General features: G+C 62.0%; 20 protein-coding genes. 11 read left to right on the top strand and 9 right to left on the bottom strand.

Annotation, left to right across the window (positions count from 1 at the left end; translation table 11 throughout):
- Positions 1–188 precede the first annotated feature (188 nt).
- The 3 genes from BFN67_RS22085 to BFN67_RS22075 are packed head-to-tail and all read left to right on the top strand — an operon-like array spanning position 189 to position 5,301.
- The gene (locus BFN67_RS22085; protein WP_080921609.1) at positions 189–860 is read left to right on the top strand and encodes a response regulator transcription factor; all 672 of its coding nucleotides are present in this window, start codon (positions 189–191) and stop codon (positions 858–860) included.
- A gap of 5 nt (positions 861–865) precedes the next feature.
- A complete protein-coding gene (locus tag BFN67_RS22080) occupies positions 866–2,335 on the top strand; it encodes a sensor histidine kinase (RefSeq protein WP_080921608.1) in 1,470 nt (489 codons plus the stop codon).
- Positions 2,335–5,301: a bifunctional [glutamine synthetase] adenylyltransferase/[glutamine synthetase]-adenylyl-L-tyrosine phosphorylase gene (locus BFN67_RS22075; RefSeq protein ID WP_080921607.1), complete on the top strand. Its 2,967-nt coding sequence runs from the start codon at positions 2,335–2,337 to the stop codon at positions 5,299–5,301. The genes BFN67_RS22080 and BFN67_RS22075 overlap by 1 nt, the downstream gene beginning before the upstream one ends.
- Positions 5,302–5,401: 100 nt before the next feature.
- On the opposite strand, the gene BFN67_RS22070 is transcribed toward BFN67_RS22075, so the two are convergent.
- A complete protein-coding gene (locus BFN67_RS22070; RefSeq protein ID WP_080921606.1) occupies positions 5,402–7,720 on the bottom strand; it encodes a PAS domain-containing sensor histidine kinase in 2,319 nt (772 codons plus the stop codon).
- A 204-nt stretch (positions 7,721–7,924) separates the two neighbouring features.
- A complete protein-coding gene (gene pepN, locus BFN67_RS22065) occupies positions 7,925–10,570 on the bottom strand; it encodes an aminopeptidase N (RefSeq protein WP_080921605.1) in 2,646 nt (881 codons plus the stop codon).
- 159 nt (positions 10,571–10,729) lie between these two features.
- Between pepN and BFN67_RS22060 the strand changes: the two genes are divergently transcribed.
- Together BFN67_RS22060 and BFN67_RS22055 are read left to right on the top strand one after the other, a co-directional pair.
- Positions 10,730–13,036, top strand: coding sequence for a xanthine dehydrogenase family protein molybdopterin-binding subunit (locus tag BFN67_RS22060; protein ID WP_080921604.1), 2,307 nt, complete (start codon positions 10,730–10,732; stop codon positions 13,034–13,036).
- The gene (locus BFN67_RS22055; RefSeq protein ID WP_425349816.1) at positions 13,033–13,983 is read left to right on the top strand and encodes a DMT family transporter; all 951 of its coding nucleotides are present in this window, start codon (positions 13,033–13,035) and stop codon (positions 13,981–13,983) included. The genes BFN67_RS22060 and BFN67_RS22055 overlap by 4 nt, the downstream gene beginning before the upstream one ends.
- Here the strand turns inward: BFN67_RS22055 and BFN67_RS22050 are convergent.
- The 3 genes from BFN67_RS22050 to BFN67_RS22040 all read right to left on the bottom strand — a co-directional run bounded on the left by BFN67_RS22050 (position 13,980) and on the right by BFN67_RS22040 (position 16,339).
- Positions 13,980–14,783, bottom strand: coding sequence for a helix-turn-helix domain-containing protein (locus BFN67_RS22050; RefSeq protein ID WP_080921602.1), 804 nt, complete (start codon positions 14,781–14,783; stop codon positions 13,980–13,982). The genes BFN67_RS22055 and BFN67_RS22050 overlap by 4 nt on opposite strands.
- Before the next feature lie 100 nt (positions 14,784–14,883).
- Positions 14,884–15,738 carry a uracil-DNA glycosylase gene (locus tag BFN67_RS22045; protein ID WP_080921601.1) on the bottom strand — a complete coding sequence of 285 codons (855 nt, stop codon included), beginning with the start codon at positions 15,736–15,738 and terminating at the stop codon, positions 14,884–14,886.
- A 37-nt stretch (positions 15,739–15,775) separates the two neighbouring features.
- Positions 15,776–16,339, bottom strand: a complete 564-nt coding sequence (locus tag BFN67_RS22040) for a hypothetical protein (RefSeq protein ID WP_080921640.1) — start codon at positions 16,337–16,339, stop codon at positions 15,776–15,778.
- 283 nt (positions 16,340–16,622) lie between these two features.
- Between BFN67_RS22040 and BFN67_RS22035 the strand changes: the two genes are divergently transcribed.
- Positions 16,623–18,302 carry an electron transfer flavoprotein-ubiquinone oxidoreductase gene (locus BFN67_RS22035; protein WP_080921600.1) on the top strand — a complete coding sequence of 560 codons (1,680 nt, stop codon included), beginning with the start codon at positions 16,623–16,625 and terminating at the stop codon, positions 18,300–18,302.
- 275 nt (positions 18,303–18,577) lie between these two features.
- Positions 18,578–19,180, top strand: coding sequence for a DUF922 domain-containing protein (locus tag BFN67_RS22030; RefSeq protein WP_080921599.1), 603 nt, complete (start codon positions 18,578–18,580; stop codon positions 19,178–19,180).
- A 9-nt stretch (positions 19,181–19,189) separates the two neighbouring features.
- Here BFN67_RS22030 and BFN67_RS22025 read toward each other — a convergent pair whose 3' ends face one another.
- The gene (locus BFN67_RS22025) at positions 19,190–20,203 is read right to left on the bottom strand and encodes an endonuclease/exonuclease/phosphatase family protein (protein ID WP_080921598.1); all 1,014 of its coding nucleotides are present in this window, start codon (positions 20,201–20,203) and stop codon (positions 19,190–19,192) included.
- A gap of 31 nt (positions 20,204–20,234) precedes the next feature.
- Between BFN67_RS22025 and BFN67_RS22020 the strand changes: the two genes are divergently transcribed.
- Complete coding sequence (locus BFN67_RS22020) at positions 20,235–20,891, top strand: DUF922 domain-containing Zn-dependent protease (protein ID WP_080921597.1); 657 nt, start codon at positions 20,235–20,237, stop codon at positions 20,889–20,891.
- Between the two features lie 29 nt (positions 20,892–20,920).
- Here the strand turns inward: BFN67_RS22020 and BFN67_RS22015 are convergent, their stop codons facing one another.
- The 3 genes from BFN67_RS22015 to BFN67_RS24415 all read right to left on the bottom strand — a co-directional run bounded on the left by BFN67_RS22015 (position 20,921) and on the right by BFN67_RS24415 (position 22,829).
- Positions 20,921–22,381 (bottom strand): AMP nucleosidase, encoded by a 1,461-nt coding sequence (locus tag BFN67_RS22015; protein WP_425349817.1) that lies wholly within the window; start codon positions 22,379–22,381, stop codon positions 20,921–20,923.
- Positions 22,382–22,465: 84 nt separating this feature from the next.
- Complete coding sequence (locus BFN67_RS22010) at positions 22,466–22,654, bottom strand: hypothetical protein (protein ID WP_080921595.1); 189 nt, start codon at positions 22,652–22,654, stop codon at positions 22,466–22,468.
- A gap of 16 nt (positions 22,655–22,670) precedes the next feature.
- A complete protein-coding gene (locus BFN67_RS24415) occupies positions 22,671–22,829 on the bottom strand; it encodes a hypothetical protein (protein ID WP_158083551.1) in 159 nt (52 codons plus the stop codon).
- Positions 22,830–23,003: 174 nt separating this feature from the next.
- Here BFN67_RS24415 and BFN67_RS22005 point away from each other — a divergent pair, with 174 nt between their 5' ends.
- The 3 genes from BFN67_RS22005 (at position 23,004) to BFN67_RS21995 (ending at position 25,817) form a co-directional block, all read left to right on the top strand.
- On the top strand, positions 23,004–23,708 hold the full coding sequence (locus BFN67_RS22005) for a glutathione S-transferase family protein (RefSeq protein WP_080921594.1): 705 nt from the start codon (positions 23,004–23,006) through the stop codon (positions 23,706–23,708).
- A gap of 345 nt (positions 23,709–24,053) precedes the next feature.
- Positions 24,054–24,320: an SEL1-like repeat protein gene (locus tag BFN67_RS22000; RefSeq protein WP_080921593.1), complete on the top strand. Its 267-nt coding sequence runs from the start codon at positions 24,054–24,056 to the stop codon at positions 24,318–24,320.
- 372 nt (positions 24,321–24,692) lie between these two features.
- Complete coding sequence (locus tag BFN67_RS21995; RefSeq protein WP_080921592.1) at positions 24,693–25,817, top strand: ABC transporter substrate-binding protein; 1,125 nt, start codon at positions 24,693–24,695, stop codon at positions 25,815–25,817.
- Positions 25,818–25,860: the final 43 nt, after the last annotated feature.

Genomic DNA, 25,860 nt, shown 5'->3' with positions numbered 1-25,860 from the left:
CCGTGGCCGGTCTGGACGTTTCCATAGCGGTCACGGGGAAAACGGGGCCTGGTCATGTCAGTCAGTCGTCGCAGCCGGCCCCGGCGGCAGCGGACGTGCAGTCCGCTGCCGTTTGGTCTTGCCTCCGCAGTTCGAGGTGATCGAAGATGTCTTCCATCCAATCAGGCGAAATTGCGTATAATCGCTTCATGAAGATTCTTATCATAGAAGACGACCGCGAGACCGCCGAGTATCTGCAGAAGGCTTTTGCCGAGGCTGGCCATACCGTGCATATCGCTGGTGACGGTGAAACCGGCTTTGCCCTGGCCGATGCCGGCGAGTACGACGTGATGGTCGTCGATCGCATGATGCCGCGCCGCGACGGGCTTTCCGTGATCGCTGAATTGCGTTCGCGCGGAAACACCACGCCCGCGCTGATCCTTTCCGCACTTGGCCAGGTGGACGATCGCGTCACGGGCTTGCGCGCCGGCGGTGATGACTATTTGACCAAGCCCTACGCCTTTTCAGAGCTTCTGGCGCGTGTCGAGGTGCTTGACCGGCGCGCGGGCGCCAAGGAAAGCGAGACGGTCTACCATGTCGGCGACCTGGAACTTGACCGGCTGTCGCATTCGGTCAGGCGCGCCACGGTCGAGATCATTCTCCAGCCGCGTGAATTTCGCCTGCTCGAATATCTGATGCGCCATGCCGGGCAGGTGGTGACGCGCACGATGTTGCTCGAAAATGTCTGGGACTATCATTTCGACCCTCAGACCAATGTCATCGACGTTCATGTATCGCGCTTGCGCGGCAAGATCGAAAAGGGCTTCGACAAGCCGATCCTGCACACCGTTCGCGGTGCGGGATATATGTTGAAGGCCTGATCGGCATGGCGCTGTCGCTGCCCGCCATCATGAAGACGACGGCGGCGCGGCTTTCCGCGCTGTATCTGCTTCTGTTCGCCCTGTGCGCGATGCTCCTGGTCTTTTACATGACCTCGTTGTCCGTGCGCATGCTGATGACGCAGACGCAGGAAACCATCAACGATGAAGTTCTTGGCCTCGCCCATGCCTATCAGCGTGGCGGCTTGCCGATGCTGGTGCGGGTGGTCGAGCAGCGCTCGCATCAGCCGGGCGCCAATCTCTACCTGATTGCCGGCGTCAATGGCGAGATCCTGACCGGCAACGTCCAGAGCCTCGAACCGGGCGTGCTCGAGACCGACGGTTGGACAAAGCGCCCGTTCACCTATCGCCGCTTCGGCGAAGGCGAATTGGAGCGTTTGCGCAGCGAGGGAACCGGACCGGGCCAGGCGGAGCAGGAAAATGCCGTCCAGGATGACGATAAGCGCCACAACGCGATCGCCGTGGTGCTGCGCCTGCCCAACAGGATGATCATGCTGGTCGGGCGCGACCTTGGCGAGCCGGAACGCTTTCGCGACATCGTGCGGCGCGCGCTGGTTCTGGCGCTCGGCATGATGGCGATCGGCGGGCTTTTGATCTGGTTTCTGGTCGGCCGCGCCGCCTTGCGGCGGATCGACAACGTCTCGCAGGCGAGCCGGCGCATCATGGGCGGCGATCTTTCCGGCCGGCTGCCGGTAACCGGCGCGGGCGACGAGTTCGACCGGTTGGCTGAAAACCTCAACGCCATGCTGGCGCGGATCGCCACTCTCAACGAGGGCTTGAAGCAGGTTTCCGACAATATCGCCCACGATCTCAAGACTCCGCTGACGCGGTTGAGAAACCGGGCGGAGGCGACGCTCGCGGGCAAGCATAAGGTCGCGGATTACCGCGAGGCGCTGGAGGCGACGATCGGTGAATCGGATCAGCTTATCAAGACCTTCAACGCCATCCTGATGATCTCGCGGATGGAAGCCGGTCATTCATCCGAAAGCATGGTGTTGGTCGATCTGGCGGCGACGGTGCACGATGTCGTCGAGCTTTACGAACCCGCAGCGGAGGAGGCGGGGGTGACGCTGGAAGCGTCGGCCGACGAGAGCCTTTCGGTGAACGGAAACCGCGAACTGATTGGCCAGGCGCTGACCAACATCGTTGATAACGCCATCAAATATTCCACTGATTCGACGCAGAATCCGAGCGTGCGGGTCGTTCTGGAAAAGACCGCCGGTGAGATCCGGCTGACGGTTTCCGATAATGGCCATGGCATACCCGACGAGGCCGATCGCGCACGCGCCACCGAACGTTTCGTGCGGCTGGAGAAAAGCCGCTCTCAGCCGGGATCGGGCCTTGGTCTCAGTCTAGCCAAGGCGATCATGAAATTTCACAACGGACGGCTTGATCTTTTGCCGGGTGATCCCGGATTATCCGTTGTCATGAGCTTTCCCGAACGGCAGGACGATTGATGGCGACCAGCAAGGCCGCAAACCGAACCGGGACGGATTTTCAGTTGCGGCCCGTGCTTGCGCTGAAACCGCTCGACTTTGAAGCGGCACATGAAGAACTTGACGAAATCGCATTGGCTGCCACCGAGGCGGACCTGTCGCGGCTGGTGCGATTTCTAAAGAAAAAGGGGACGATTCAGGACTTTCTGGCCGCCGTTTTCGATCTCTCGCCCTTTCTGCGCGATCTTGCGCGCCGCTGCCCGCAATTCCTGGACAGACTGTTCGAGCAGACGGTTGCGCAGCGGCTCGATGCCGTGACAGCCCGGATCGGGCGATTGGCTGATGCCCAAGATGTGACGGAATCCGGATTGATGAAGGATTTGCGTCACCTCAAGGCCGAGGCGCATTTCCTGATCGCGCTTGCCGATCTGGCCGGAGAAGCCGAGGCACCCGAAACGGTGAAGCGGCTTAGCGTGCTGGCGGATGCCTGTGTCGGCTGTGCCGTCGATTTCCTGCTGCGCGACGCCCATCGCCAAGGCAAGCTCAAGCTGCCCGATGCGCAAAACCCGGCTGAAGGTTCGGGCTGGATCGTGCTTGGCATGGGCAAGCTTGGCGCCCACGAACTCAATTTCTCCTCCGATATCGATCTGATCGTGTTCTTCGAGCCGTCGGCGCCGGCCATCCTGGATCGGCTCGACGCCACTGACCTGTTTTCGCGCCTCACGCGCCGGCTGGTGCGCATCCTGCAAGACCGTACGGAGAATGGTTATGTATTCCGTACCGACCTTCGCCTGCGTCCCGACCCTGGATCGACGCCGCTGGCAATCCCGGTCGAAGCGGCGCTGACCTATTATGAAGGGCGCGGCCAGAACTGGGAGCGTGCCGCCATGATCAAGGCCCGCCCGGTTGCCGGTGATCTCGCCGCCGGCGAAGCCTTCCTCAAGGAACTCACCCCCTATATCTGGCGCAAATATATGGATTATGCGGCGATTGCCGATGTCCACTCCATCAAGCGCCAGATCCATACCCACAAGGGGCACGGAGAAATCGCGGTCAAGGGCCACAATGTCAAGCTCGGTCGGGGCGGCATCCGCGAGATCGAGTTCTTCGTGCAGACGCAGCAACTGATCGCCGGCGGTCGGTTCCCTGAACTGCGCGGGCGCGGCACGGTGCCGATGCTGGGACGATTGGCCGAGCGCGGCTGGATCACCGCCGAAGCGCGCGACGCGCTTGTGCGCGATTACTGGTTCTTGCGCCGTGTCGAGCACGCCATCCAGATGGTCGCCGACGAGCAGACCCACACTCTGCCGGATCACGACGAGGAACTGGAGCGCATTGCGCTTATGCTGGCCTTTGATGATGCCGATGCCTTTTCCACGGCGTTCCGTGAGACGCTGGGTGATGTCGAGCGGCATTATGCGGCCCTGTTCGAAACCGCGCCGCAGCTTTCTGCGGGCGTCGGCAATCTGGTCTTCACCGGTGACGTGGACGACCCCGACACGCTGCATACCCTCAATGAACTCGGCTTCCAGAGGCCGAGCGATATCTGCCGGGTCATTCGCGGCTGGCATTTCGGGCGCTACCGCGTCACCCGCTCGGCCGAGGCGCGGGAACGCCTGACGGAACTGACGCCTGCGCTGCTCAAGGCGTTCGGCGAAACCCGGCGCGCCGACGAGGCGCTGATGCGCTTCGATGAATTGCTGGCCGGCCTGCCGGCTGGCATCCAGCTTTTTTCGCTGTTGCAGTCGAAACCGGCTCTGCTGCGCCTGTTGGCGACGATCATGGGTGCGGCGCCTCGGCTTGCCGCCGCCATCACCCGCCAGCCGCACGTTTTCGACGGTCTGCTCGATCCGGCCCTGCTCAGCGAACTTCCCGATCGCGCCTATCTTTCGGCGCGGCTTGCCGCCTTTCTGGGCAGCGACCGGTCTTACGAAGAAATTCTCGATCGCCTGCGCATCTTTGCCCTCGAACAGAAATTCCTGATCGGCGTGCGGCTTTTGGCCGGCTCCATCGATCCGGCAAGGGCGGGCAGGGCGTTCTCGCATCTGGCGGATCTGACCATCGGCGCCGCCTTGCAGGCTGTTGTGGAAGAGTTCGCAATGCGTCATGGCCGTGTTTCGGGCGGCCGCCTGGCGTTGCTCGGCATGGGAAAGCTCGGCAGCCGTGAACTGACGGCGGGCTCGGACGTCGATCTCATCCTGCTTTACGACCATGATGCCGAAGCGGAAGAATCGGACGGCGAAAAGCCGCTTGCTCCCTCGCATTATTTTGCTCGCCTGACTCAACGCCTGATCGCTGCCGTGTCGGCCCCGACCGCCGAGGGCATTCTTTACGAGCTTGACCTGCGCTTGCGCCCCTCCGGCAACAAGGGGCCGGTCGCCACGCATATCGACGCCTTCCGTAAATATCAGCGCAGCGAAGCCTGGACCTGGGAGCAGATGGCGCTGACGCGCGCCCGCGCGATTGCCGGCGACGACGCCTTGTGCACAGAGGTCGAGTCCGAGATTTCAGCGCTTCTCGCCCTGCCGCACGACAGGAAGAAAGTGCTGCGCGATGCCGCCGAAATGCGCGCGCTGATCGAAGAGGAAAAGCCGCCGCGCGATTTGTGGGACATCAAGCTCGTTCCCGGCGGGCTGATCGATCTGGAATTCATCGCCCAGACGGCCGTTCTGATCGGCGCCATCGAGGGCGAGGTCCGCAGCACCAACACTGCCGAGATCATCGCTCGGCTGACGCCGGATTTCGCGCCGGCGCAGATGCGGCAGGACCTTAGTGACGCGGCAGCCCTTTACATGGCACTCACCCAGATGATCCGGCTATGCCTGGTGAGTGGCTTCGACCGCAACGACGTGCCGCCCGGCCTTGCCGACCTTCTGCTGGCCGCGACCGATCTGCCGGATTTTTCCGTGCTCGAAGCGCATCTCAATGAAACCGCCATCACGGTGCGCAGGCATTTTGACACGCTGATTCGTGGCAAGCGGAAGTAGTTCGAGCCTGATTCCGAAAAATTGCAGACTTTTCGGATAAGATCATGCGTCAAAACAAGAGCTTAGAGCAGCCCGCGATTCAACTGGACGTCATTCTGCTCTAAGCGGCGGCCTTGAGCGGTGTGCGTCCCTTGCGGACAGGGATGCGCACGGAAACGATCGTGCCGGTGCCTTCCGTCGAGCGGATTTTCAGCGCGCCGCCATGCAGTTCGGCCAGTGAGCGCGAAATCGCGAGGCCCAGACCCGATCCGGCATGGTTCTTGGAAAACTGGTTCTGCACCTGCTCGAACGGCCGCCCGAGCTTGGCCAATGCCGGTTTGGGGATGCCGCAGCCATTGTCTTCGATACTCAGGATCAGCGCGCCCGAGGCTTTGCGCGCCCTGACCGAGATGCGCCCGCCCTGACCGGTGAATTTCACCGCGTTGGACAAAAGATTGATGGCGATCTGCTTGATCGCCCGGCGGTCGGCGAACAACGTCATGGAATCGGCGATGCGGGTTTCCACGGTGATCGCCTTCTGCGCCGCCTGTAGCGAGACGACGCGCACCGTCTCGCGGATAAGCGGGCAAAGATCGATCTCCTCGCGCTCCATCGAGAACTGGCCGGCTTCGATCTTCGACATGTCGAGAATATCATTGATGACGCCGAGCAGGTATTTGCCGCTGGAATTGATGTCGCCGGAATATTCCTCATAGCGGCTTGAGCCGAGGGGGCCGAACAGCTTCTGCTGCATCAGTTCCGAAAAGCCGATGATGGCGTTGAGCGGCGTACGCAATTCATGCGACATGTTGGCCAGAAATTCGGATTTGGCCTGGTTGGCAGCCTCGGCGCGGTCCTTCTCGCGCATGTATTTACGGTTCAGGTCGACCAGTTCGCGCGTGCGCTCCTCCTCGGCGCGTCGCGCCAGGCTGAGGTCGTGAATCGTCGCCATCAGGCGACGTTCGCTATCGACCAGTTTTTCCTGATGCTGCTTGATCTGTGTGATGTCGGAGCCGACCGACACGGTGCCGCCGTCGCGGGTACGCAATTCGTTGACCTGCAGCCAGCGGCCGTCCCGCAATTGCCGCTCGAAGGTCACACCGCCTCCCGCGCCGTTTGAATTCACCAGCCGCCGCTCCGAGGCGAAGGCCAGCATGCGCTCCTCGAGCGTGGTGCGCGGGGTGCCGGGCATCACATCGCGATCCGACAGGCCGTTGTCCTGCTGATATTTGGTGTTGCACATGATGAGGCGCTGCGCCGAGTCCCACAGCACGAAGGATTCGGTGATGTTCTCGATGGCCGTCCGCAATCTGAGGTCCGCCGCTTCCGAACGCTGCGCCAGATGGCGCTGTTCGGTGATATCGACGGCGATGCCGATAAGCTGGATCTCCGCCGCATCGGGGTCCATCACCTCGGCGCGCACACGCATCCACACCCATTGGCCGTCGGCATGCCGCATGCGAAAGATCTGATCGACCTGATCGATCTCGCGCGCCATGATGCGGTTGGCGATCTCGAAGAGATTGCCGTCCTCGGGATGGATGATCTCATCGACCTCACCGAAGGAAAGCATGGTTTCGCACGGTTCGTAGCCGAGCATCTCATACATCGAGTGGGACCAGTACATCTTGCCGCGCACCATGTCCCAGTCCCACAGGCCGCAGCGGCCGCGCACCAGCGCCATGTCCACCCGCTGATGGCCTTCCATATAGAGCCGGTCCGCCGCCTGCGCGCGCGCCACCTGGCTGAAATAGGCGTAGAGCACGATGATGAGCACGCCGGCGGTCAGCACGAAAAGCGTAACATTGAGCGAAACGGTTTTGCGCCATTCGGCAAAGACGTCATCCTGCGGCACCAGTGCGGCCGCAGCCCCCTTCCTGTCGTCACGAAGATGAACCGCAGCATACCAGTCCCGACCGCCGATGCTGACGGTCATCACTCCGGCCTTGTCGCCGAACAGGAACAGCGGTTGGCCGCCGGTGATGATCTCGTCCAACGCCCGTCCGTGCCAGCGTGACGAGCGTGGCTTTACCGCGCCGATCCTGAGCGCGCTGTCGGTCAGGGCCAGAACATAGGCCGGGCCAAGCGCACCACGGGCGTCGATCGTCTCGATCAGGTCGTAAGCGGTCGGGTCGCCTGCCTGAACGCCGGCACGCACCAGTTCGCCGGCCGAAAGGGCCAGCAACGCCTTGGCGTTGCGTTCGATCTCGTCATGCCAGTTGAGCAGCGAAAGCAAGCGAAGCGTGGCAACCACGACGAGAAAGACGACGATCAGGGCCGGAATCATGCGGCGCAGAAGGGGCTCGGCCGCCACAAGCTTCTGATAGGCAGGTTTGGCGATAAGGCGCGTGTTTCCCGTCGGGCCGCACCGGCGTCGCGCCGCCTTGTGCCGCTCAAAAACGATCCCACCGGGCGCGCCCCACGCGTCCGCCTTAGCCATGAAATGGCTCCCCGATTTGTCACATGATGATTCGGCTACACCGCACTTCCGAATCATCCATAAAGAATCAAAGGTGATTCGCCTTGTCCAGAGGCGCGGGCAAAAAAGATTGAAAATCGGCTAAAGCATGATCCGGAAAAGTGGTCCCCGGTTTTCCGACAAGATCATGCTTGAAGGGAGCATGATCCGGAAAAGTGGTCCCGGTTATGCGAGCGTGCGTTCGACGATATCGCGCAAATCGGTCGAAAGATTGCCGGCATTGGCGATGGATACCAGAGCCTCGCGCGCTTTCATCTGCCGGCCGGGCTCCAGCGAGCGCCACGAGCGCAGCGCGGTGGCAAGCCGCGCCGCCAATTGCGGGTTGTTCCTGTCCGTCCGGGTCACAATGTCGGCAAACAGGCGATAGCCCTCGCCATCTGCGCGGTTGAAGCCGGTCTGGTTGGCATTGGCGAATGTGCCGATCAATGCGCGCAGCCGGTTTGGATTGGTCATCGAAAAGGCCGGATGGGCGATCAGCGCGCGCACGGTGTCGACCGACTGGCTGCCGGGCGTGGTGGCCTGGATCTGGAACCATTTGTCCATGGCCAGCGGCGCCGCGCGAAAGCGCGCCTCGAAAGCCGCAAGTGCTTCGCTAGCTTCCGGTGAGGCTGTGTGACGGTGAACCAGTGTCGCGAGGGCCGCCGCCCGGTCCGTCATGTTCGTGGCCGCGTCGAAATGGCTGGAAGCCAGCGCCGCGCCTTCCGGTTGAGTGGCAAGGTAGTCAAGCAGCACATTGCGCAATGCCCGCTGCCCGGCGCTTGCCGCATCGGGGCTGAACGGACCATTGTCGGCGAACGACGCGTAAAGATCACCGAACAAAGCCTTGTTCGCATTGGCGATTGCGCCGACGAGCGCCTCACGTCCGGCGAAAATGGCATCGGGATCGATTGCTTTGCCGATCTCGCGGGCAATGTCGGCCTCGCCGGGCAGGGACAGCGCCAGCGCGCGGTAGGCCGGCTCCAGGCTTTCGTCTGCCGCGATCGCGCCGGCGAGCGCCAGAAGCCTGGTCGAAAACTGCACCTTCTTGCCGCCCAATGTTTGTCGGAATGCCGCCACCAGGGCATCCGTCAAAAGCCCGTTGAAAGCCTGCCAACGTGAAAAGGCGTCGCTGTCTTTGGCGGCAAGAAAAAAGCGGTCGTCCGCCTTTTGTTGCAGCGACAGCGTTATGGGGGCGGAAAAGCCGCGGTTGAGCGACAGGACCGGCCGTTCCGCCATGCCCGAAAAGCGAATGGTGTGCCGACGCTTGCGCACATGAATGACGCCGTTTTCGACGGCGGCGCCCTCGATCGCCCCGGGCACGATGTCCCTGCCGTCTTTGCCGACCAACCCGAAGGCGAGCGGAATGTGCGTCAGGCGCTTGCGGTTTTCCGAAGGCGTCGGCGGCACCGATTGCTCGATGTCGAGCACGAACTCTTTGGCCGCCGGATGATAGGCGGTTCGCGCGGTAATCGACGGCGTACCAGCCTGATGATACCAGAGCGCGAACTGCGCGAGGTCGCGGCCCGAGGCATCCTCGAAAACCTTGAGGAAATCCTCGATCGTCACCGCCTGGCCGTCATGGCGTTCGAAATAGAGATCCATGCCGGCGCGGAACGCCTCGGCCCCAAGGATGGTACGGATCATGCGCACCACTTCCGAACCTTTTTCGTAGACGGTCGCCGTGTAGAAATTGTTGATCTCGCGATAGCGGCGCGGCCTGACCGGATGCGCCAGCGGCCCCTGGTCTTCGGGGAACTGCTGCGCGCGCAACGTGCGCACTTCGGCGATGCGCTTGACGGCACGCGAGCGCTGGTCGGCGGAGAATTCATGGTCGCGGTAAACGGTCAGCCCTTCCTTCAGGCAGAGCTGGAACCAGTCGCGGCAAGTGATTCTGTTGCCTGTCCAATTGTGGAAATATTCATGCGCGATTACCGCCTCGATATTGGCGAAATCGGCATCGGTGGCGGTTTCCTGGTCGGCCAGCACATATTTGTCGTTGAAGATGTTGAGGCCCTTGTTCTCCATCGCGCCCATGTTGAAATCCGACACGGCGACGATGTTGAACACATCGAGATCATATTCGCGGCCGAATGTCACCTCGTCCCACTTCATCGAGCGCTTGAGCGCGTCCATTGCATAGGCGGCGCGCGCCTCCTTGCCATGTTCGACATAGATGCCGAGAGCGACCGAGCGGCCGGACATGGTGACGAACTCGTCGGTGATCTTGCCGAGGTCGCCGGCGACCAGCGCGAACAAATAGGACGGTTTGGGGAACGGGTCGTGCCATACGGCATAATGGCGACCACCGCCGAGATCGCCACTTTCGACCGGATTGCCGTTGGAAAGCAGGACGGGCGCGTACTCGCGTGCGGCTTCGATGCGCACCGTGAAGACGCAGAGATTGTCGGGACGGTCGAGGAAGTAGGTGATGCGGCGGAAGCCCTCGGCCTCGCATTGCGTGCAATAGACGCCGCTGGAGCGGTAAAGCCCCATCAGTGCGGTGTTGTCGTCAGGCGACAGCACCGTTTCGAGCAGCAGCTCGAACCGCCTTGCCGCTGGAAGTTTGGCAAGTGTCAACTGGTCAGGCGTCGCGTCATAGGCATTGGATGAAAGTTCTTCGCCGTCGATCGCGATGCGCTTGAGGGCCAGCCCGTCTCCGTCGAGCACCAGCGGCACCGACGAGTCGGCATCGGGCACCCGCTCGACAGTCAGGGTGGCGATGACCTGGGTTGCGTTCGGGTCCAGCCGAAAGGTCAGGTCGGCCTCAAGGATGTGGTAGGCGCTCGGGCGGTATTCTTCCAGCTTGAAGACATGGCCGGTATCGGTGCGCATCGCTATTCCCCTCATCGGCCGGTGGGCCAACTTGTCCGGCGGTGTAATCCGCTGGCTCAAAAATCTTGAAGCGTGGGCTCTTTACACGAACTCCACCCTCGACAAAACTGAAACACGCTCTATCTGCGGGCACCTCTTCCCAATCTCCACGAGGCCGACATGACCGTCGTTACACCGAAATTCGGAATGGGAGCATCTGTGCTTCGGCTTGAGGACGCGGCCTTTATCCAGGGGCGGGGCCGCTATACCGACGATATCCAGCCCGACGGCGTGCTGCATGGGTATGTGCTGCGCTCGCCGGTCGCCAAGGGCAAATTCTCCATTGCATCCACGGAGGCGGCGAAGGCCGCGCCCGGCGTTCATCTGGTGCTGACGGGAGCGGATGTCGCTCATCTCGCGGATTTGAAATCGGGTGTGATGCAGAAACAGCCTGACGGCACCATCGCGCCGACGCGCGATATCCCGATCCTGTGCCGCGACCGCGTGCAATATGTCGGCGACGCCGTTGCCTTCGTCGTGGCCGACAGCCGTGAGTTGGCGCAGGACGCCGCCGAACTGATCGAGGTCGATTACGATGCCGAGGACGCCGCCTCCGGCACAGCTCATGCGCTCGATCCGGAAACGCCGCTGGTTTGGCCTGAACTCGGCTCCAACCGGGCCTTCACCTATCACGTCGGCGACAAGGCGAAGACCGACGCCGCTTTCGCCAAAGCCGATCACATTACGCATATCGAGTTCGTCAACAATCGCCTCGTCCCCAACTATATGGAGGCGCGCGCGGCGATCGGCGAATGGAAGGCGGATGAAGACCGCTTCGTGCTGACGACAGGCTCGCAGGGCGTCCATTCGATGCAGAAGATCGTTGCCGGCGTCTTCGGCGCCGACAAGAAGCGGATTCGTGTCGTGACCCCCGATGTCGGCGGTGGATTCGGCCCGAAAACCTTCGTCTATCGCGAATATCCCCTGGTGCTGGAGGCCGCAAAACGCCTCGGCCGGCCGGTGAAATGGACCGGCGACCGCACCGAGCATTTCCTGACCGACGCACAAGGGCGCGACAATGCCGTAAAGGCCGAGATGGCGCTCACGAAGGACGGGCGCTTCCTTGGTCTCAGGGTGGACCTGTTCGCCAATATTGGCGCCTACATCTCGCAATACGGCCCCTTCATTCCCTTTGTCGGCGTCTCGATGTCGACCGGCGTCTATGACATTCAGGCGCTCGATGTCGGCGTGACCGGCGTTTACACCAACACCTGCCCGGTGGATGCTTATCGCGGCGCCGGGCGGCCGGAGGCGGCATTCCTGCTGGAAAAGCTGGTCGATGCCTGCGCGCGTGAACTCGGCCTTGCCCCGCATGAGATCCGCCGCCGCAATTTCATCCGCCCGGACCAGATGCCCTACCGCACGCAGACAGGCCGACTCTATGACACAGGCGAATTTGCCGGGCACATGGACGTTTCCATGCAGCGGGCGGAATGGGAGGCGTTTCCCGAACGTCTGGAGGAGGCAAAGGCGCGTGGAAAAATTCGCGGCATCGGCATGGCGACCTATGTCGAGGCCTGCGCCTTCGCGGGTTCGGAGCCGGCCTTTGTCGAACTCAATGGCGACGGTTCGGTGACGCTGAAGATCGGCACGCAGACCAACGGCCAGGGTCACGCCACGGCCTATGCGCAATTCGTCGCCGAAAAGCTCAATCTGCCGATGGAGCGTATTCATGTCCGGCAGGGCGATACCGACGAGTTGAAAGCCGGTGGCGGAACCGGCGGTTCGCGCTCGATCCCGCTTGGCGGCGTTTCGGCAGCCCGTGCGGGTGAGGATCTTGCCGAAAAGATCAAGCGCATCGCCGCCGACGAACTGGAGGCTGCGGCAGGCGATATCGAACTGGTCGATGGCAATGCCCGCATCGTCGGCACCGACCGCAGCATCGACTATTCGGCAATCGCCAAGGCGGCGAAACTGCCGGACGACCTCAAGGGTTTTGGCGAATTCGTGCAGAACGAGGCGACCTATCCCAATGGCACGCATATCTGCGAAGTGGAGATCGACCCCGACACAGGCGCGACCTATGTCGTGCGCTATACGGTGGTGGACGATTTCGGTGCGACGGTGAACCCGGTCCTGCTTGCCGGCCAGATCCATGGCGGAGTCATGCAGGGCATCGGCCAGGCGCTGCGCGAGGAAACCGTCTATGGCGACGACGGGCAATTGCTGTCGGCAAGTTTCATGGATTACGCCATGCCGCGCGCCGACGATGTGCCGTTTTTCCATTTCGAGACGCGCAATGTGCCTTCGACCACGAATGCGCTCGGCATCAAGGGTGCGGGCGAGGCGGGCACGATCGGCGCGACTCCTGCGGCGCTCAACGCCGTGACCGACGCGCTCTACCGCGCCTGTGGCGTAACACATATCGACATGCCGACGACGCCTGCGCGGGTATGGGCGGCCATCCAGAACGCGGCCGCAAAGTGACAGTCGCGCCGGCCGTTCCCGCAGCGGGCGGCGCCCTGACCGCCATCGCTCTCAAGATCGTGTCGGTCGCGGTCTTCGTCACCATGTCGTCGCTGATCAAGGCGGTTGGAACCGTCCCGGCCGGCCAGATCGTTTTCTTCCGCTCCTTCTTCGCCATTTTTCCGATCCTGTTTTTTCTTGGTCTCAGGCACGAACTGCGCACGGCTTTTTCAACGTCGCGACCGTTCGGCAATATCGCGCGTGGCGTGGTCGGCGTGACCTCGATGGGGCTGACTTTTTTTGCCCTGACACGCCTTCCGCTGCCGGACGCGATCACTCTCAACTATGCGCAGCCGCTGCTGGTGGTGGTGTTCAGTTCGCTGTTTCTCGGCGAGGCGATCCGCATCTATCGCTGGAGCGCGGTTGTCGTCGGCCTGATCGGCGTGGTCATCATTTCATGGCCGGAACTCACTTTGTTTTCGTCCGGCTCCATTGCCGACCAGGAGACATTCGGCGTCATCGCAGCACTTGCCGGGGCCTGCTTCTCTGCTGTGGCGGCAATTCTCGTCCGCAATCTCGTCCACACCGAAAGGACGGCCACCATCGTCTTGTGGTTCTCGATGACGGCCAGCGTCATGGCGTTGCTGACGATCCCCTTCGGCTGGCAGTCTTTGACGACAACACAGGCCCTGCTTCTGGTCGGCGCCGGGTTTTGCGGCGGCTTCGGGCAGATATTGATGACTTCGGCCTATCGCCATGCCGAAATCTCGACGGTCGCGCCGTTCGAATACACCTCGATGATCCTCGCCATCATTGTCGGCTATTTCGTCTTTGGCGACGTACCCACGCCCTATATGCTGACAGGCGGCGTCATCGTGGTTTCGGCCGGCCTGTTCATCATCCTGCGCGAGCGCCAGCTTGGCATCGAGCGGCGGGCGGCCCGCAAGGTGGTGTCGCCGCAAGGCTAAACCGAACGGTTCCTTCCCAACTCGGCGAGGATCGCGGCTGTTTCCGGGTCGGCCGGAAAGAAGGATTCGATTGCCAGTTCCGAAAGCGTGATATCGAGCGGCGTGCCGAATACGGTAATCGTGCTGATGAAGGAAAGTATCCGATCGCCGAGCCGCAGCTTCAATGGATGGGCGATGGCGTTCGGCTCGGCCAGTAGCGGTTTTCCGTTGGCGCCCGAAGGGTAGGCGCGCAATTCCTGTTCGAGTTCGGCAAGTTCGGCATCGCCCGTGGCGTCGATCAGGGCCTTCAGGCGATGCAGCAGATGCGCGCGCCATTCCGCCAGATTGACGATGTTGGGCGCGACGCCGTTGGGATGCAGGCTGAGCCTGAGCACATTGACCGGTGGCGCCAGCAATGCCTGGTCGGTAACGCCTGCCAGCATCGGAGCCAGTGCTGCATTGGCTTCGATAAGGTTCCAGTGCCGGTCAACGGCCAGTGCGGGGAAAGGCTCGTGGCCTTTCAGCACCATGCGTACCGCATCCATCGCCGGTGCCAGCGTCGGATCGCCGACCGGCCGCTCGCCGAAATGCGGCGCATAGCCGGCGGCAAGCAGCAGGTGGTTGCGCTCGCGAAGCGGCATGTCGAGATTTTCGGCCAGATGCAGCACCATGTCGCGCGAGGGCACCGAGCGCCCGCTTTCCACGAAGCTCAAATGCCGCTGCGAAATCTCGGCTTCGAGTGCCAGGTCAAGCTGGCTCATGCGGCGGCGGGCGCGCCAGTCACGGATCAAGGCTCCGGCAGAAGTCTGGATTGTCATCATGCATGCGAAGCTACACGTTGCGCCGCTGCATTCCTATTACCTTGCAGGTCATCAAGCGGCGAAAACCGTTGAATCAATCTCGACGCCTGTTGGCGCAACCTTATGAAAGTTCGCGCAGTTTCGCCTTCACTTCGAGAAAGTCGCGCCACGCCAGCTTCTTGTGGGCGGGGGTGCGCAGCAAATAGGCGGGATGCAGGGCCGGCATCGCCGGAATGGCTGTGCCGGAAGCAGTTGTGTAGGTGCGCCAGTTGCCGCGCATGCGCAATATGCCTTCGGTGGTTTTCAGCAGCGTCTTGGCCGAGGGACCGCCGAGGTTGACCAGCACCCTGGGATTGACCAGTTCGATCTGCCGCTCGATGAACGGACGGCAGATTTCCGTCTCGTGCGGCGTCGGCGTGCGGTTGCCCGGCGGCCGCCAGGGGATCACGTTGGCGATATAGGCTGAGCCGCGGTCGAGGCCGATAGCCGCCAGCATCCGGTCGAGCAACTGGCCGGAGCGGCCGACAAAGGGCAGGCCTTCCAGATCCTCGTCGCGCCCCGGTGCTTCGCCGACCAGCATTACCGAAGCTAGCGGATTGCCATCGGCAAAGACCAGATTCTTGGCGGTGAATTTGAGGTTGCAGCCGTCGAATTTCGCCATCATGTCGCGTAATTCATCAAGGCTTGCCGCCTGCGATGCCAGCGAGCGGGCAAGTGCGGCCTGCGCCTCGTCAGGGACGGCGGCGGTGGCCGGGGCCGGCTTCGGGGGCGGCGACTGGCGCGGCCGTTCGGGGGCGGCAGGTTGAACTTTCTCTTGCGGCTCCGCCTTCTGCTGGGCCGCTCCCATGTCCGGCTTCACCGCCACCGCGAAACGGTCGACCGGCTCGTCTTTCAAGGGCGTGTCGACCCCGGCCTCGGCATAGAAGCCGAGCAGGGCGCGCAGGGCCTGCGGATCGTCGGGAGCGGTTACGGTCATGCCCGCACATTTGAACGTGCGCCGTCATTTTGCAAGTTCAAGAGGAAGGAATGCGGGGATCCTGCACGAGATAAAAGGTCAGCCTCGGCGTGTAATCGGTAATCAGGAAGCCGAAACTGGCGGTCTTGCGCGGATCGACCTTCCCGTCGCGGAACAGCAATCGGTCATAAGGCTCGAAATCCCGGCTGAAACGGGCAAAGCGACTGGATTTGATGACCTCCGGGCTCTCGCTGCGCTGGTCGAACGACAGACCGTCGGTAAATGTGCTCGGTCGGTTCGGCACCTCTTGCAACTCGAATTCAAACTCGACCCATGGGAGCCCGCTATTATTGAGCGCATCGATACGCATATAGAGAATGCCGTTGACGAAATTGCCGCTGCCGTCATACAGCGCAATCGGTTGTCTGGCACGGATGGTCATCGTCACCGGCGTTGCTGAAAAAAATTCCTCCGTAATCACGATCGGATCGGTGCGCGTCCCCTTGCCGGAAACGCTGGTGATGCGGTATCCGCCCATCTCATCCGAGAAGACATATGGGCCGCTCGGCCACAGCTTCGCCTCATTGCCCACTGTGCCGGTCGGCAGGAAGACAGCGGACATGGCCACGGCGGCTGCGAGGCGGATGACCGGGCGAGCCGCGGGAAAGCGCATCGCTGAGCGATCATGTGACCATGCCGCGCGCATCGCGCGAGTATGTCGCAAAAACCGCACCGCGAACACATGAAAAGCGGGGGCGCAACGGGTGCTCGCTTCCGCTTCGCCTCAGTCGAGGCTCAATCGTATTGCGGTATTTGTCACAGTTGCACCGGTTTCGCGTCGCGAATTGATGCGCTATGGAGCGCAGAAGCCAGTTATAGCTGCTGCCAGCGGAGGAATGTGCCTGATGAGCGATATCGAGCGCGAAAGCATGGAGTTCGACGTGGTCATCGTCGGCGCGGGGCCGGCTGGCCTTGCCGCTGCGATCCGTCTGAAACAGGTCAGCCCCGAGCTTTCCGTCGTCGTGCTGGAAAAGGGCGGTGAGGTCGGCGCGCATATCCTGTCGGGCGCGGTCGTCGATCCCGTCGGCATCGACCGCCTGCTGCCCGGCTGGCGCGAGGAGAGCGATCATCCGTTCAAGACGCCGGTCACGGCCGACCATTTCCTTGTGCTCGGCGCGGCCGGTTCATTGCGCCTGCCCAATTTCATGATGCCGCCGCTGATGAACAATCACGGCAATTATATCGTCTCGCTCGGCAATGTCTGCCGCTGGCTGGCCGCCAAGGCCGAAGCTCTCGGCGTCGAAATTTATCCCGGTTTTGCCGCCGTCGATCTCGTTTTCAATGATGACGGCGCCGTCACCGGCGTCATTACCGGCGATATGGGCGTCGAGAAGGACGGCACCCACGGCCCCAACTACGCGCCCGGCATGGCGCTGATGGGTAAATATGTGCTGATCGGAGAGGGCGCGCGCGGCTCGCTCGCCAAGCAGCTTATCGCCCGCTACAACCTTTCCGAAGGCCGCGAACCGGGCAAGTTCGGCATCGGCCTGAAAGAGCTTTGGCAGGTCAAGCCGGAAAACCACAAGCCCGGCCTTGTCCAGCATTCCTTCGGCTGGCCGCTCGACATGAAGACGGGCGGCGGCTCGTTCCTCTATCATCTGGAGGACAATCTGGTTGCGGTCGGCTTCGTCGTCCATCTCAACTACAAGAATCCATGGCTTTCGCCGTTCGAGGAATTTCAGCGTTTCAAGACACATCCGGCGATCCGAGGCGCCTTCGAAGGCGCGACGCGGCTGGGCTATGGCGCGCGCGCCATCACCGAAGGCGGTTGGCAGTCGGTGCCGAAGCTTGTCTTCCCCGGCGGTGCGCTGATGGGCTGCGCGGCCGGCATGGTCAACGTGCCGCGCATCAAGGGGTCGCACAACGCGGTTCTGTCCGGAATGCAGGCGGCCGAGCATGTGGCCGCGGCCATTGCCGAGGGCCGTGCCAATGACGAATTGACCGCCTATGAGGCCAACTGGCGCGATTCCGACATCGGCAAGGATTTGAAGAAGGTCCGCAACGTCAAGCCGCTATGGTCGCGCTTCGGCACGATCGCGGGCGTCGCGGTCGGCGGGTTGGACATGTGGTGCAACACGCTGTTCGGGGTCTCGCCCTTCGGCACGATGAAGCACGGGAAGACGGATGCCGCCTCATTGGACCCAGCCTCGAAGCACGCCAGGATCGCCTATCCGAAGGCGGATGGCGTTTTGACCTTCGACCGGCTGTCCTCGGTATTCCTGTCCAATACCAACCACGAGGAAAACGAGCCCGTTCACCTGATCGTCGGCGATATGGAGCTTCAGAAAAGTTCCGAGCACGACGTCTTTGCCGGCCCCTCGACCCGTTACTGCCCGGCTGGTGTCTACGAATGGGTGGACAAGGATGGCAATGCGGCCGCCGATCCTTCGGCCAAGGATGTCCGTTTCGTCATCAACGCGCAGAACTGCGTGCACTGCAAGACATGCGACATCAAGGATCCGAACCAGAACATCAACTGGGTGCCGCCACAAGGCGGCGAAGGCCCGGTTTACCAGAACATGTAGTCTGGCGCTGGCGGGCCGGGCCGTGTCGGGCCGCCGACAGGAAAGAGCCGGCGAAGGCCCGGTTTATCAGAACATGTAGTCTGGCGCTGGCGGGCCGGGCCGTATCGGGCCGCCGACAGGAAAGAGCCGGCGAAGGCCCGGTTTACCAGAACATGTAGTCTGGCGCTGGCGAGCCGGGCCGTGTCGGGCCGCCGACAGTGCGCGGCGGGTGCAAACTCGTCGTTGAAAGCCGGCACCGCTTATGCTTGTCTCCTGTGGTTCATAAGGAGACGCTCATGCGCCCGGCTGTTGAAGTCTGCTTGCTGATGGCCGGTTTATGCGCCGCCTTCGTCTCGCCGGCTGCGGCCGGCATGAAGCTCGATTTCAAGACCAAGACCTACCCAATTTCCGGCAGGACCGGCACCGAACTCGTCGAGGCGATGAACCGCGAGGGGCCAAAGCGCGGCTTCATGGCGCACGCCATCGCTCAAACCTCCTATACGGTCGATTGGGAACTGAAGGTCACGGAAGATGGCGGCATATGCCGTCTTGCCGACGCGACCGGAACGCTCAATCTGACCTACACATTTCCGTCCGTCGCCTCGGACCTGTCACCGTCGCTGAACCGTCGCTGGAAGCGTTTCTATGCCGGGGTGCGCGCGCATGAGCGCGAGCATGGCCGCATGGCCAAGGCGATGGTGCGGGCAACGGAAAAATCGATCATTGGTCTGACGCGGGAAAATGATCGCTTTTGCATCAAAACGCGTCATGCCGCCAAGCGCCGGATCCGCGACGTTTACAATCAGTATGAAGCCAGACAGGTGGCTTTCGACAAACGCGAGCACAGCGATGGCGGCCGCGTCGAGCGGTTGGTCGAGGCCTTGATGGGCAAGCACTGACCGGCACTTTCAATTTAACGCGGCGAGGGTGGTTGTTTCATCGTCCTGCTTATCGGCTTCATTGGCGATCGAGAATTCGACCAGCACGGGAAGATGATCCGATCCGGTGTCTTCCATGCGTTTCGCGGCATGGATGCGAATATCGCCCTTGGAAAACACCTGGTCGATGGGCAGGCCGGCAAACCGCAGCAAATCCGGCATTTTCCGGTGGAGCCATGTCGGTCCGACCGAAGGCATCAGCGTCAGCCCGCCGGCCTTGGCGACACGACGTACGGCGGCGCTCCATGGAACGGCGTTGCAATCGCCGGCCATGATCGCTGTCTGGCCCAGTGCGGCGAGCGGAACGCCGAGATTGCCGATCTGCCAATCCTGCTCGAACGGCCACGGCCAGGCGAGATGAAGTGCCGCGACATCCGCGGCAGCACCACCGAAATCTACCTTGGCGACGGCCATGGCGCCGCGGTCGTAGCAGCGCGGTTCGGTGCCTTCCGCGAAAGGCCGGCGCGACATGATGCCGACGCCGAACACCAGATTGGGGAACGGGCAGAAGATGCGGTAGGGATAGGCAGCGGCAAGCAGATCGAGCTTGCCCTTCCACATGGTCGAGATTTCATCGAGCGTGATGACGTCGGGTTTTGAGCGGCCGATCAGCGAAAGAACCTTTTCCGGCGTCGGGTTGTCGTAGCGCAGGTTCATTTGAAGGAGGCGATAAACCGGCTCCTCCCTGGGCGCCGCCTCGAATCCCGCTTTCGCTGGCCATATGCCGAAAGAGCCGAGCGCCCCGGTCGATGAGAGTGAAAACAGTGCCAGACCAAGAGCGGGCAGCGCCACTATAAGCAGGCGCCACCGCATTGCCAGAAGTGCAAGCGCCAACAGCGCCGCCAGCACGGCAAAATGGTTGCGGAAATGGCTGAGCGAATCGAATGCCGGGTGGCCGGCACCGAAGAACCCGGCCGCCAGCAGCAGCGATAGCCCGGCCAGGGCCAGGATCAGCAGTTGCGTAAGAAGGCGGTGTCGGGCCATAGAGTGCTTCGGCTCTTGCGAAACTGGCGAAATGTCTCAGGCATATAGTCTGCACGAAAATGCGGCAATCCCGGATAAAGATATAAGGACCGCGATCAAGGCGGGCGGATGGCCGCTGGCGGCGGCCCTGCTATGCTTGCTCGCGACGGCATTCCCGGCGCTGGCCGAGGTGCGCGAACGGGTCGAACCCTATGCCATTTCCGGCCGCACCGGCCTGGAGCTTTATCTGTCGATCGGTGAGCATGGGCCGAAGGCCGGCGGTGGGCGCGCCATCGCCCACACCAACTTCAAGCTGACATGGCGGCGCAATTATCAGCGCCAGGGCAATGGCTGCACGCTGGTAGCCGCACGCCCGAAGCTCGTCATCACCTATACGCTGCCAAAGCCTTCCGCGCCGCTGCCAGCCGAAACGCAAAGGCGCTGGGACATCTTTGTCGAGGGTATCCGCAAGCATGAAGAGGTGCATGGCGCGGCGATCAAGGACATGGTCGAGCGCATCGAGCAAACCACCGTCGGTTTTTCGGTGCCGGATGATCCCGATTGCCGCAAGATCCGCAAGGCGATTCAAAAGCCGTTGTCGGAAGCCTCGCAGGCACAGCGCAAGCATAGCCGGGATTTCGACCGCGTCGAGATGGGCAAGGGCGGCAATATCCAGCAACTGATTCTCGGCCTGATCGGCAAGCCCTGAAACCTTGCGGATGAACCTTGTTGAACTGCTTACTGGAAGGCCGTTTCGGTAAAGCTTCTGAGCTTGCGCGAATGCAGGCTTTCCATCGGCATTTCAGCGAGCTTTTCCATGGTTCTGATGCCGATGGTCAGGTGCTGGGCCACCTGGCGCTTGTAGAATTCGGTCGCCATGCCGGGCAGTTTCAATTCGCCGTGCAGCGGCTTGTCGGAAACGCAAAGCAGCGTGCCGTAGGGCACGCGGAAACGGAACCCGTTGGCGGCGATGGTCGCCGATTCCATGTCGAGCGCGATTGCCCGGCTTTGTGAAAGCCGCTGCACCGGGCCGCGCTGGTCGCGCAATTCCCAGTTGCGGTTGTCGATAGTCGCCACAGTGCCCGTGCGCATGATGCGTTTCAGATCGTAGCCGGACAGCCCCGTCACTTCCGCGACCGCCTCCTGCAAGGCCACCTGGATCTCGGCCAGCGGCGGGATCGGCACCCACACCGGCAAATCGTCATCCAGCACATGGTCCTCGCGCACATAGGCGTGCGCCAGCACGTAGTCGCCGAGCGCCTGCGTGTTGCGCAGGCCGGCGCAATGGCCAAGCATCACCCAGGCATGGGGCCGCAGCACCGCGATATGGTCGGTGATCGTCTTGGCGTTGGACGGGCCGATGCCGATATTGACCATGGTGATGCCGCCATGGCCCGGCTTTTTCAGATGATAGGCCGGCATCTGCGGCAGGCGCACGCCCGCCAGACCATCGGCGGAACGGTCTTCGCCGGCCTTGGTCACGAAGTTTCCCGGCTCGACGAATTCCTCATAGCCGCCGCCGCCTTCCGCCATCAAGGCGCGTGCCCGCGCCACGAATTCGTCGATATAGAACTGGTAGTTGGTGAACAGCACGAAATTCTGGAAATGCACCGGCTCGGTCGCCGTGTAATGCGTCATGCGGTGCAGGGAATAGTCGATGCGTTGCGCGGTGAACGGCGCCAGCGGCCTCGGCCCGCCCGGTCCGACCTCGAATGTGCCGTTGGCGATCTGGTCGTCTGTGCCATCGAGGTCCGGCACGTCGAACAGGTCGCGGATCGGCCGCTTGATGCGCTCGGCAGCGGTGCCATCGACATGGCTGCCCTCATAGAAGGCGAAATGCAAGGGGATCGGCGTCTGCGATTCCGAAACTTCGACCGGAACACCATGATTGCGCATGATGAGCTGAAGTTGCTCGATGAGATAGCTTTCGAACATGTCCGGCCGGGTGATCGTGGTCGAAAACTTGCCCGGTGTCGGCATATGGCCATAGGCCTGCCGGGAATCGACCAGCGTGAATGAATTCGTCACCACGCTGACTTCCGGATAAAAAGCCCGGTAGCGCCGGTTCAGATTGCCGCCGGCGGCAAGGGCCGCGAAGGAATCGCGCAGGAAACGCGTGTTGCGCTCATAAAGGAATTGCAGGGCCTGAACGGCCTCGCTTGCATCGGTGAAGACCTGCCGCTTGTACGGCTCCGGCATCAGCACGGATTCGATGGCCTGGGGATAGATTCGCTCTTTCATGGCCCATTATAGAGAGAAGGCCGGGCCGATGTGAATGGCCTCTCATCCGCGCTGGAGACTGACCAGCAGAACAAAGCCGATGCCCTTCTTTGCCGGCGTCGGCGCATCGATGGTCGGGCTGGTGCCGGCTTTCAACACGGTCGGGATGGCAGTTACCGGCGCTGCAAGAAGCAGCGCCGCGAGCGCCATGCGTGGCAGGAAGCGCAGGATTGTGGAGATATTGGCGGTCATGTTGCGGTCTTTCGGTTCAATGGCGGACGAGTTCGGGGCAGGGGATCTGGCAGAAGGCCGAATGGGCTGTCGGGCCCCTCCGATTGACCCGGCCGGCCTCGGCAACCAGCATGGCAAAGCCCATGCCGAACAGCATCGCGATCAGGCAGACGATGGTGAAGCGGCGGGCAAGCATGCGGACATCTCCTTGGTTGCCTGCCACAATGATCGATGCGTGCTGAACCGCCTCTGAGACCGGCGTTCATCCAAGGTTCAAATTTATTGACGGGTTTCAACCGGCCGCGCGCTTGCGCAGAGATGCGATCGACCTATGTCCAAGGAACGTTGAACAAGCTCTGGAGCAAAGCAGATGGCCTCTCAAACCGCACCGATCGAACTCCATTACTGGCCCACGCCCAACGGCCACAAGATTTCGATCATGCTGGAAGAGCTTGGTGTTCCCTACGAGGTCAAATACGTCAATATCGGACGCGGCGAGCAGTTCGAGCCGGCCTTCCTGAAGATATCGCCGAACAACCGCATGCCGGCCATCGTCGATCCCGAGGGACCGGATGGCAAATCCATATCCGTCTTCGAATCCGGCGCCATCCTGCAATATCTCGGCCGCAAGTTCGGCAAATTCTACCCCACCGACGAGCGCGCGCGCGTTCAGGCCGAGGAATGGCTGTTCTGGCAAATGGGCGGCCTCGGCCCGATGGCCGGCCAGGCGCACCATTTCCGCCAATACGCACCCGAACAGGTGCCTTATGCGATCGACCGCTACACCAATGAGGTCAACCGGCTCTATGGCGTACTGAACAAGCGGCTGGCCGAGCGGGATTATCTGGCCGGCGACTATTCGATTGCCGACATGGCGGCATTCCCGTGGACCCGCTCCTATGAAAACCAGGGGCAGAAGCTGGAAGACTTCCCGCATATGAAGCGCTGGTTCGATGCCATGGCCGCTCGCCCGGCCGTCCAACGTGGCCTTGCCGTCGGGCAGGAGCGGCGCAGCAACCTCGCCGACGACAAGGATGCCCAGAAGATCCTGTTTGGTCAGAAGGCGCGGGGCTGAAGGCGCGAATTGAAGCACCACGTCTCGCCGGTGGCCTCGACGCTCTGGCGGGGCGCTGGCGCGGCGGTTACGAAAACCTTGCTTACATGAAGCGTTCGCGTGGTTAGCGAAGTCTTGAATTTCGCAACGGGAATTTTCGTCAAATTTGAGCGGAAACCGCGCGTGCCCGCGTTTTCTATCCTTAACGGAATCTCACGTTTACCTCTTGTTTTGACTTTGTTTTCTTCCAGTTAAGCACGCCATTTAACGCCGGATTCAAAGCTCGGCGGCATTCTGCGAACCATCGAAAGGGCAGCCACGGCGAACGACGAAACGGCGGCTCTGAGGCGCAGACAGGGGATGAAAATGGCACGTTTCGAGATTCTCGATGCTGGTTTCGGTTCGATGGGCGCCACCGCCCAGGCCGACATTCTGTTCGAACTGGGTATGATGTATGCGACCGGTCGCGATTGCGAGACCGACGTGGTTGCCGCCCACAAATGGTTCAATATCGCCGCGATCAAGGGCTCGCTGCACGCCGCGGAATTGCGTTCCGAGCTTTCGGCAACCATGTCGAAGCCGCAGATCGCCAGAGCGCTGCGCGAAGCGCGCGAATGGATGACGATGCACTGAGCTTCAGGAAGCGAACAGGATACGCCCGCGGCAAACGGGCGGTCCCAAGGCAAAGACGGCCGACAGGGCCGCGCAGATGACAGGGAAGACGTACGGGGTTCCGTGGCGCGGGGGCGCTTGGGGCAACCCCGCCAGCAAAAGCCGCGACCGGCCATGAATAAGGCCGGCGCGGCTTTTGTGTTTACGGGTGAAGCGATGGCGGGACGAGAGCGAACGGACGCGTCTATCGTTTTGTTTTGCCGTGCTTTCTGCGGTTGTGGGCAGGACAAGGCGTGGTTGAAAAGCCTCTGGACAGAAACCCGGAACAGTGAAATTGTCGCCTCCATTCAACGAGCGCAGCGTCTCAGCCGCGCCACAAAAGGGAGGTTTGGAATGAAGAAAACCGGATTGCTTGCCGCTGTCTTGTTCAGCCTCGCCGCAGGCGTCTCCGCCGCGCAGGCGGACGACATCACCTTCGCGGTAGCAGGCCCGATGACGGGGCAACTCGCCAATATCGGCGATCAGTTCAAGCATGGCGCGCAGGCCGCGGCCGACGCCATCAATGCGGCGGGCGGCGTGAATGGCCGCCAGATCAAGCTCGATTTCGAGGACGATCAGTGCGATCCCAAGCAAGCCGTGTCGATCGCCAATCGCATCGTCGCCAATGGCGTGAAATTCATCGACGGCCATGCCTGCTCGGGTTCCAGTATCCCGGCCTCCGCCGTTTATGCCGAAGCCGGCGCGCTGATGATGAGCCCGGCTTCGTCCAATCCGGCGATGACCGACGATGCGGCGGCCAAGGGCTGGAACACGATCATGCGCCTCTACACGCGCGACGACGCGCAGGGCGCCTTCATCGGACCATGGATCGCCAAGAAATATGCCGGCAAGAATGTCGTCATCCTGGATGACAAGAGCGCCTATGGCCAGGGCGTCGCCGATGCCGTCAGAACGACGATGAACGAAAACGGTCTCAAGGAGGTCATGCGTGAAAGCATCAATGCCGGCGAGAAGGATTATTCGGCGCTCGTCACCAAGCTGAAGGATCTCAAGGCCGATGTCGTCTATTTCGGCGGCTATCACCCGGAGGCCGGGCTGATCATGCGCCAGGCCGCCGAGCAGGGCTTCAAGTTCCAACTCATCATGCCCGATTCCATTGCCTCGCCCGAGTTCTGGCAGGTCGCGGGGCCGGCCGGCGAGGGCACCATGTTTGTGTTCCCGTCCGACCCGCAGGCGCGGCCGGAAGCCAAGGAGGCGGTTGAAAAGATCAAGGCCGGCGGCTTCACGCCGGAAGGTTTTACCCTGTTTTCCTATGCTACCATCCAGGCCTTCGCTCAGGGCATCGAGCGGGCCGGCAGCGACGATCCGCAAAAGGTGGCCGCCGCGCTCAAGGACGGAAAGCCGATCCAGACCGTCGTCGGCGATGTCGTCTTCGACGAAAAGGGCGACCTGAAAAACGCCAGCTACGACATCAACCAGTGGCACGACGGCAAATATGCGCCGATTCCGCTGGATTGAGGTTTGACTTTATCGGAAAGGAAATGGCCGGGCGTGTCCCGGC

Origin of the sequence: Manganibacter manganicus (genome assembly GCF_002075885.1) — a bacterium.
GTDB classification, from domain to species: Bacteria; Pseudomonadota; Alphaproteobacteria; order Rhizobiales; family Rhizobiaceae; genus Mesorhizobium; species Mesorhizobium manganicum.
Note: the sequence above shows the minus strand (reverse complement) of the source record. Positions and strands in the feature narration are given on the sequence as shown.

Bases quoted from the DNA above. Each gene is read 5' to 3' on its own strand.
- BFN67_RS22005 (WP_080921594.1), top strand. From the start codon at position 23,004: ATGGCCTCTCAAACCGCACCGATCGAACTCCATTACTGGCCCACGCCC.
- BFN67_RS22015 (WP_425349817.1), bottom strand. From the start codon at position 22,381: ATGCCGGAGCCGTACAAGCGGCAGGTCTTCACCGATGCAAGCGAGGCC.
- BFN67_RS22040 (WP_080921640.1), bottom strand. From the start codon at position 16,339: ATGTCCGCTGTCTTCCTGCCGACCGGCACAGTGGGCAATGAGGCGAAG.
- BFN67_RS22025 (WP_080921598.1), bottom strand. From the start codon at position 20,203: ATGGCCCGACACCGCCTTCTTACGCAACTGCTGATCCTGGCCCTGGCC.
- BFN67_RS22045 (WP_080921601.1), bottom strand. From the start codon at position 15,738: ATGACCGTAACCGCTCCCGACGATCCGCAGGCCCTGCGCGCCCTGCTC.
- BFN67_RS22000 (WP_080921593.1), top strand. From the start codon at position 24,054: ATGGCACGTTTCGAGATTCTCGATGCTGGTTTCGGTTCGATGGGCGCC.
- BFN67_RS24415 (WP_158083551.1), bottom strand. From the start codon at position 22,829: ATGCTTGCCCGCCGCTTCACCATCGTCTGCCTGATCGCGATGCTGTTC.
- BFN67_RS22030 (WP_080921599.1), top strand. From the start codon at position 18,578: ATGCGCCCGGCTGTTGAAGTCTGCTTGCTGATGGCCGGTTTATGCGCC.
- BFN67_RS21995 (WP_080921592.1), top strand. From the start codon at position 24,693: ATGAAGAAAACCGGATTGCTTGCCGCTGTCTTGTTCAGCCTCGCCGCA.
- BFN67_RS22070 (WP_080921606.1), bottom strand. From the start codon at position 7,720: ATGGCTAAGGCGGACGCGTGGGGCGCGCCCGGTGGGATCGTTTTTGAG.
- pepN (WP_080921605.1), bottom strand. From the start codon at position 10,570: ATGCGCACCGATACCGGCCATGTCTTCAAGCTGGAAGAATACCGCCCG.
- BFN67_RS22010 (WP_080921595.1), bottom strand. From the start codon at position 22,654: ATGACCGCCAATATCTCCACAATCCTGCGCTTCCTGCCACGCATGGCG.
- BFN67_RS22085 (WP_080921609.1), top strand. From the start codon at position 189: ATGAAGATTCTTATCATAGAAGACGACCGCGAGACCGCCGAGTATCTG.
- BFN67_RS22035 (WP_080921600.1), top strand. From the start codon at position 16,623: ATGAGCGATATCGAGCGCGAAAGCATGGAGTTCGACGTGGTCATCGTC.
- BFN67_RS22020 (WP_080921597.1), top strand. From the start codon at position 20,235: ATGTCTCAGGCATATAGTCTGCACGAAAATGCGGCAATCCCGGATAAA.
- BFN67_RS22050 (WP_080921602.1), bottom strand. From the start codon at position 14,783: ATGATGACAATCCAGACTTCTGCCGGAGCCTTGATCCGTGACTGGCGC.
- BFN67_RS22060 (WP_080921604.1), top strand. From the start codon at position 10,730: ATGACCGTCGTTACACCGAAATTCGGAATGGGAGCATCTGTGCTTCGG.
- BFN67_RS22075 (WP_080921607.1), top strand. From the start codon at position 2,335: ATGGCGACCAGCAAGGCCGCAAACCGAACCGGGACGGATTTTCAGTTG.
- BFN67_RS22080 (WP_080921608.1), top strand. From the start codon at position 866: ATGGCGCTGTCGCTGCCCGCCATCATGAAGACGACGGCGGCGCGGCTT.